The organism is Archangium sp., from assembly GCF_036388035.1.
GTDB lineage: Bacteria > Myxococcota > Myxococcia > Myxococcales > Myxococcaceae > Archangium.
Window position 1 is genome coordinate 1 of sequence record NZ_DASVSO010000001.1, and the last position, 6479, is coordinate 6479.

Genomic DNA, 6479 nt, shown 5'->3' on the forward strand with positions numbered 1-6479 from the left:
CTCCGTGCGAGTCAACCGCTCGCCCCCCAGGAACAGCCGGGGAGCGAGGCGGCTGGGACGGTGCCCGTTTCAACCCGGGCTGTCCACCCTTCATGCCCGAGCGCCCCACCCGCCCTACTCGGGCCCACGGAGTGAAGCCGTGAAGCGGCGCGTCAGCCGCGGGCCGCGCGCTTGCCCCCGCGCGTCTTCGCGCCCCGCCCGGACGTCGTCGAGGACTTGCCCTTGCCCGTCTTCGCCGAGGCCTTGCGCTCGCGGGCCGCCGGCTCCTTGGGCTTCGACTCGCGCTTGCTCCGAGCCGGCTTCGACTCCTTCTCCTTCTCCGTCTTCAGGGGCGCGAGGATGGTGCCGCGGCACTTCGCGGTGCCACAGCGGCAGACGTAGAGCGCCTCCTCCTCCGGGCCCATGTCCTCGGTGCGGTCGTAGGAGTAGTCGTAGCTGAGCTCCTCGCCCACGGCGATGTCGCGCAGGGAGTAGATGTAGATGCGGTCCCCCTCCATGAAGGCCTGGCAGTTGGGGTCGCACGAGTGGTTGATGAAGCGCGCGTCGTTGCCCTCGTGGGCCGCGTCGATGACCGTGTCCTCGTCCACGTTGAAGAGGAAGGTGTGGTGCCGCTTCATCGTGGTGTCGTCGTAGCGCTCGTCCGCCGTGGCCTGGGAGATGCGCTCGCCGACGTACTCGATGATGCGCGCGCCCTTGCGGATGGCACGCGTGGCGAAGGCGCCGCGCCCCTGGATGGACGAGGGCCGCAGCTCGAAGGGCTGGGGCGTGAGGGTGGGCATCTTACGGGAGGAGGGCTTCTTGGTGGTGGGAGCTGGCATCGGAAGGAAGTAGAGACGCGCCGGGGAAGGCGCGGTAGTTTGCCGCCGTCGGACCTCTCCCTGGATGAAGAAAGGCGCTCGACGATGCGGCTGTGGCTCATTCTCGGCGCGACAAGCGCGTTCCTGTCTGTAGCGGCGGGAGCTTTTGGCGCGCACGCCCTGCGAGCAAGGCTCGCCCCGGACCTCCTGACCATCTTCGAAACGGGCGCGCGCTACCACATGTATCACTCGTTGGCGCTGATCGCGATTGGACTGCTCTCGCAGCTCCGCCCCAGCCCACTGTTGAACGGAGCGGGCTGGGCGATGGTCGCCGGCATCCTCCTCTTCTCGGGCAGCCTGTACGCGCTGGCGCTCTCCGGCGTGCGCGTCCTGGGCGCCATCACCCCGCTGGGGGGGCTCGGCTTCCTCGCCGGCTGGCTGCTGTTCGCCCTCGCCGCCTGGCGGCAGACGGGCTGAGCCGGGCAGGGCACGAATCAGGTTGGCATCCCGGGAAGCACCCCATAAGGTAGGGTAACCCGACAGGGAGGGAGCCTCGGCCGCGGCAGGTCGGAGTCCCCTCCCGCTTTTTCGCCGACGTGCCCCTCATGAACGAGACGTTGCAACCCCGGCTGGGAGTGGAGCTCCGCAGGGCCCGGATGCGCCTGGAGCTCACCCAGGAGCAGGTGGCCAGGGCGGTGGGTTTCGTCCCGGTGGTCTATGGCCGCATCGAGCGCGGGGACATGCTGCCCAGCATCCCCAAGCTGAGGGACCTGTGCACCACCCTGGGCGTGTCGGCCGATGTGCTCCTCGCGTTGCGCTCCGCGGAGGGCACGCCCCTGGAACAGCCCCCGATGTCCGCGCCAGGGGCGTCCCCGGAGTTCCGACGACTCACCATGCTCGTGTGCGAGCTGCCCCCCGAGAGACTCAAACTGTTCCGCATCGTGCTCCAGTCACTCGTCTCCGAAGAGGACTGAGCGGTAGGCACGGCTCCCACTGGCGCTCCTGAGGCCGTGAACCCCCCTCTGACGCGGAACGGCGTGAGGTGTCGGCTCGCGGACATCTCACCCCCCGTTTCCAGCCTCCAGATGTCTTCCGGGAAACACTCCCTGGCCCGGCTGGCTGCCTGGACGTCAGTCAGCCGACAGGGGGTTCACCGTTCGCGCTGGGTTGAGGTGGTAGAAAGCTGTAAAGAAGTGCGGTGTCTGATCCGCGGATCGCCCGCACGCTCACCGTCGCCCCGACCACCATGTCCCCCCAATCCGCGCTCTCCCGCGTCGACGTGCTGGCCGTTGATGACACCCCGGCCAACCTCCGTTCCCTGGAGGTGCTGATGGAGGACCTCGGGGCCAATCTCATCTCGGCCTCCTCGGGTGACGAGGCCCTGCGTCTGCTGCTGGACCGGGACTTCGCCCTCATCCTGCTCGACGTGCAGATGCCGGGCATGGACGGCTACGAGACCGCGAGCCTCATCCGCATGCGTGAGCGCACGCGGCACATCCCCATCATCTTCATCACCGCCTTCAACCGCAGCGAGGTGAATGTCACCCGCGGCTATGAGTTGGGTGCGGTGGACTACCTTTTCAAGCCCATCGTCCCGGAAATCCTCCGCACGAAGGTGGCCGTGTTCCTCGACCTCCACCGCAAGACGGAGGAGGTGCGCCGGCAGGCGGAGCTGCTGCGTCAGGCCGAGAGCCGCGAGCACGAGCGGCAGCTCGCCGAGGCGCGCGCGCACTACGAGCGCTCCCTGCTGCAGCAGGAGATGGAGCGCGAGCGCAAGGTGTCCGAGGCCCGCGAGCAGCGCGCCCAGGAGCTGGCGCGGCTGGTGAGCGAGAAGGAGCAGGCCCAGACGGCCCTGCACGAGAGCAACGCGCGCCTGCGGCTGCTGGCCGACACCGGCAGCCTCCTCCTCATGGGCACCGAGGTGCGCGTCCTGCTCGACAGCGTCTACCACCAGCTCGCCGCGCACCTGGGGCTCGAGGTCTTCATGGGCTACCTCGCCCAGGAGGGCACGGGCGCGCTGGGGCTCACCGCCCACGCGGGCCTGTCGGCCGGACTGCTCTCGCGACTCCACCACCTGGAGGCCGGCCAGGGCGTGGCGGGCCGGGTCATCTCCGAGCGCCAGCGGTGGGTGCTCGACGGCGCCGCCGCCGCCAACGGACCCCTGCCGGATGCCGCGCCGGAGCTGGGGCTGGCCGCGCTCGCGTGCTACCCGCTGCTCAGCCACGAGCGCGTGCTGGGCACGCTGGCCTTCGGCACCCGCACCCCGCGCGTCTTCACCGAGGACGAGCTGTCCCTCATCCAGGGCGTGTGCGATCAGGTCGCGGTGGCGCTGGAGCGCGAGCGGCTCATCGGCGCGCTGCGCGACGCGGACCGGCGCAAGGACGAGTTCCTCGCCATGCTGGCCCACGAGCTGCGCAACCCCCTGGCCCCCGTGCGCCACTCGCTCGAAGTCTTCCGCATGCGCATGTGGCAGGACGACGTCATCCAGCGCGCCATCGCCAGCGCGGACCGCCAGGTGGCGCACATGACGCGGCTGGTGGATGACCTGCTGGACGTCAGCCGCATCACCCGCGGCAAGGTGGAGATCAAGCCCGTCCCCCTGACCCTGACGGAGCTGGTGGAGGGCGCCGTCCAGGCCTGCGAGCCCATCATCGCCCAGCGCCACCACCAGCTCAGCATCTCCCTGCCGGCCGAGCCGGTGATGCTCAACGTGGACCCCACCCGCATGACGCAGGTGGTGGCCAACCTGTTGCACAACGCGGCCAAGTACACGCCTCCCGGCGGCCGCATCCAGTTGAACGCCGAGCGCCAGGGCGACGAGCTCCTCCTCGGTGTGCGCGACAACGGCATCGGCCTGCGGCCGGACATGCTCCACCGCGTCTTCGATCTCTTCGTCCAGGTGGATCCGGGCAATGACCGGGCCCAGGGCGGGCTCGGCCTGGGCCTCACCCTGGTGCGCAGCCTGGTGGAGATGCACGGCGGCACCGTGTCCGCGCGCAGCGAGGGCCTCTCCAAGGGCAGTGAGTTCACCGTCCGCCTGCCCGTGCCTCCCGAAGTGCCCGCGGCGCTCGCGCTGCCGGCCATGGTGAAGGCCGCCGCCGCCACCTCCGCCCGGCTGCAACCGCTCCACATCCTCCTCGTGGAGGACAACCCGGACATCCGCGAGACGCTGCGCGACCTGCTCGAGCTCCACGGCCACCGGGTCGAGGAGGCCGGCGACGGGCGCTCCGCCGTGAACATGGTGCTCTCCCAGCGGCCCCAGGTGGCGCTGGTGGACATCGGCCTGCCGGAGCTGGATGGCTACAAGGTGGCGGAGCTGGTGCGCGCCTCCGCCGGAGGTGCCGACACCCGGCTCGTGGCCCTCACCGGCTACGGCCACCCCGACGACCGCAAACGCGCGCTCGAGGCCGGCTTCGATGCGCACCTCGTCAAGCCGGTCTCCTCGGATGAACTGTCCCAAGTCTTGAAGAAGCTCTGTACAGCGACGGCCTGAGGCCGCCCCCCTTTCCCCTCTCCGCATTTCCCCCCTCGGTCACGGCGGGCGGCCCCCGCCGGGGCCCGTTTCGCCGCTCAGCAGTCAGGAGACGCAACACACCATGGCCACGCAGTCCGAAAAGGCGCCGTCCGACAGCGCGCTCGATAGCAAGGTCCTCCTCAAGACGCTCCAGGCCGTCCGCAAGGGCGACTTCACCGTCCGCATGCCCGAGGACCGGACCGGTACCGCCGGGAAGATCTACGACACGCTCAACGAGGTCATCACCCTCAACGAGGCGCTCACCAAGGAGTTCGAGCGCATCAGCCAGGTGGTGGGCGTCGAGGGCCGCATCACCCAGCGCATCAACCTCGCCACGGCGACCGGTGGCTGGCAGTCGTGCGTGGAGGCGGTGAACTCGCTCATCACCGACCTGGCGCAGCCCACCACCGAGGTGGCCCGCGTCATCGGCGCGGTGGCCAAGGGAGACCTCTCCCAGACCATGGCGCTCGAGTTCGACGGGCGCCCGCTGCGCGGCGAGTTCCTCCGCACCGCCCAGGTCATCAACAGCACGGTGGCCCAGCTCTCCTCCTTCGCCTCGGAAGTGACGCGCGTCGCCCGCGAGGTGGGTACGGACGGTAAGCTCGGTGGTCAGGCCGTGCTGCGCGGCGTGTCGGGCACCTGGAAGGAGCTCACCGACAGCGTGAACCTGATGGCCAACAACCTCACCGGCCAGGTGCGTAACATCGCCGAGGTGACCACGGCCGTGGCCAACGGCGACCTGTCCAAGAAGATCACCGTGGACGTGCGCGGTGAGATCGCCGAGCTGAAGCAGACCATCAACACGATGGTGGACAACCTCAACACCTTCTCCGGCGAAGTGACCCGCGTGGCCCGCGAGGTGGGTACCGAGGGTAAGCTCGGCGGTCAGGCCCAGGTGAAGGGCGTGTCCGGTACGTGGAAGGACCTCACGGACAACGTGAACTCCATGGCCAGCGGCCTCACCGCCCAGGTGCGCGACATCGCCAAGGTGGCGACCGCGGTGGCCAACGGGGACCTCGGTCAGAAGGTCACCGTGGACGTGAGAGGAGAAATCCTCGAGCTCAAGAACACCATCAACAAGATGGTGGACAACCTCAATACCTTCTCTGGCGAGGTGACCCGCGTCGCCCGCGAGGTGGGTACGGAAGGAAAGCTCGGCGGCCAGGCCCAGGTGAAGGATGTGGCCGGCACCTGGAAGGACCTCACGGACAACGTGAACCAGATGGCCAGCAACCTCACCGCCCAGGTGCGTGACATCGCGGACGTCACCACGGCGGTGGCCCGCGGCGACCTCTCCAAGAAGGTCACCGTGGACGTCAAGGGTGAGATCCTCGCCCTGAAGAACACCATCAACACGATGGTGGATCAGCTCTCCTCCTTCGCCTCGGAAGTGACCCGCGTGGCCCGCGAGGTGGGCACCGAAGGAAAGCTGGGCGGTCAGGCGCAGGTGCAGGGCGTCAGCGGCACCTGGAAGGACCTGACGGACAGCGTGAACAGCATGGCGAGCGGCCTCACCGCTCAGGTGCGTGACATCGCCAAGGTCGCCACCGCGGTCGCCAACGGCGACCTCGGCCAGAAGATCTCCGTGGACGTGAAGGGTGAGATCCTCGAGCTGAAGAACACCATCAACAAGATGGTGGACAACCTCAACACCTTCTCCGTGGAAGTGACGCGCGTCGCTCGCGAAGTGGGTACGGAGGGCAAGCTCGGTGGTCAGGCCCAGGTGAAGGACGTCGCCGGTACCTGGAAGGACCTCACCGACAACGTGAACCAGATGGCCAGCAACCTCACGGGCCAGGTTCGTAACATCGCCGAGGTGACCACCGCCGTCGCCCGGGGTGACCTCTCCAAGAAGATCACCGTGGATGTGAAGGGTGAGATCCTCGCCCTGAAGAACACCATCAACACGATGGTGGATCAGCTCTCCTCGTTCGCCTCCGAAGTGACTCGCGTCGCCAAGGAAGTCGGTACGGAAGGAAAGCTGGGCGGCCAGGCGCAGGTGGAAGGCGTCAGCGGCACGTGGAAGGACCTCACGGACAACGTCAACTTCATGGCGCGCAACCTCACCGACCAGGTGCGTGACATCGCCAAGGTCGCCACCGCGGTCGCCAACGGCGACCTCGGCCAGAAGATCTCCGTGGACGTGAAGGGTGAGATCCTCGAGCTGA

Annotated in this window: 5 protein-coding genes; 4 read left to right on the forward strand and 1 reads right to left on the reverse strand. The window is 68.5% G+C overall.

All coding sequences use genetic code 11. The annotated features are described in order from the left end of the window. Positions 1-152 precede the first annotated feature (152 nt). The gene (locus VF697_RS00005) at positions 153-779 is read right to left on the reverse strand and encodes an SET domain-containing protein (RefSeq protein WP_331090960.1); all 627 of its coding nucleotides are present in this window, start codon (positions 777-779) and stop codon (positions 153-155) included. Positions 780-902: 123 nt separating this feature from the next. On the opposite strand from VF697_RS00005, the gene VF697_RS00010 reads away from it, so the two are divergent. From VF697_RS00010 to VF697_RS00025, 4 genes are all read left to right on the forward strand, one after another. Continuing rightward, complete coding sequence (locus VF697_RS00010) at positions 903-1274, forward strand: DUF423 domain-containing protein (protein ID WP_331090962.1); 372 nt, start codon at positions 903-905, stop codon at positions 1272-1274. A gap of 128 nt (positions 1275-1402) precedes the next feature. Further along, the gene (locus VF697_RS00015) at positions 1403-1771 is read left to right on the forward strand and encodes a helix-turn-helix transcriptional regulator (RefSeq protein WP_331090964.1); all 369 of its coding nucleotides are present in this window, start codon (positions 1403-1405) and stop codon (positions 1769-1771) included. 224 nt (positions 1772-1995) lie between these two features. Beyond that, positions 1996-4290 carry a response regulator gene (locus tag VF697_RS00020; protein WP_331090965.1) on the forward strand — a complete coding sequence of 765 codons (2295 nt, stop codon included), beginning with the start codon at positions 1996-1998 and terminating at the stop codon, positions 4288-4290. Positions 4291-4393: 103 nt separating this feature from the next. Then, positions 4394-6479 (forward strand): HAMP domain-containing protein (locus VF697_RS00025; protein WP_331090967.1); only part of this gene is annotated, 2086 nt, incomplete at its 3' end.

Bases quoted from the DNA above. Each gene is read 5' to 3' on its own strand.
- VF697_RS00005 (WP_331090960.1), bottom strand. From the start codon at position 779: ATGCCCACCCTCACGCCCCAGCCCTTCGAGCTGCGGCCCTCGTCCATC.
- VF697_RS00010 (WP_331090962.1), top strand. From the start codon at position 903: ATGCGGCTGTGGCTCATTCTCGGCGCGACAAGCGCGTTCCTGTCTGTA.
- VF697_RS00015 (WP_331090964.1), top strand. From the start codon at position 1,403: ATGAACGAGACGTTGCAACCCCGGCTGGGAGTGGAGCTCCGCAGGGCC.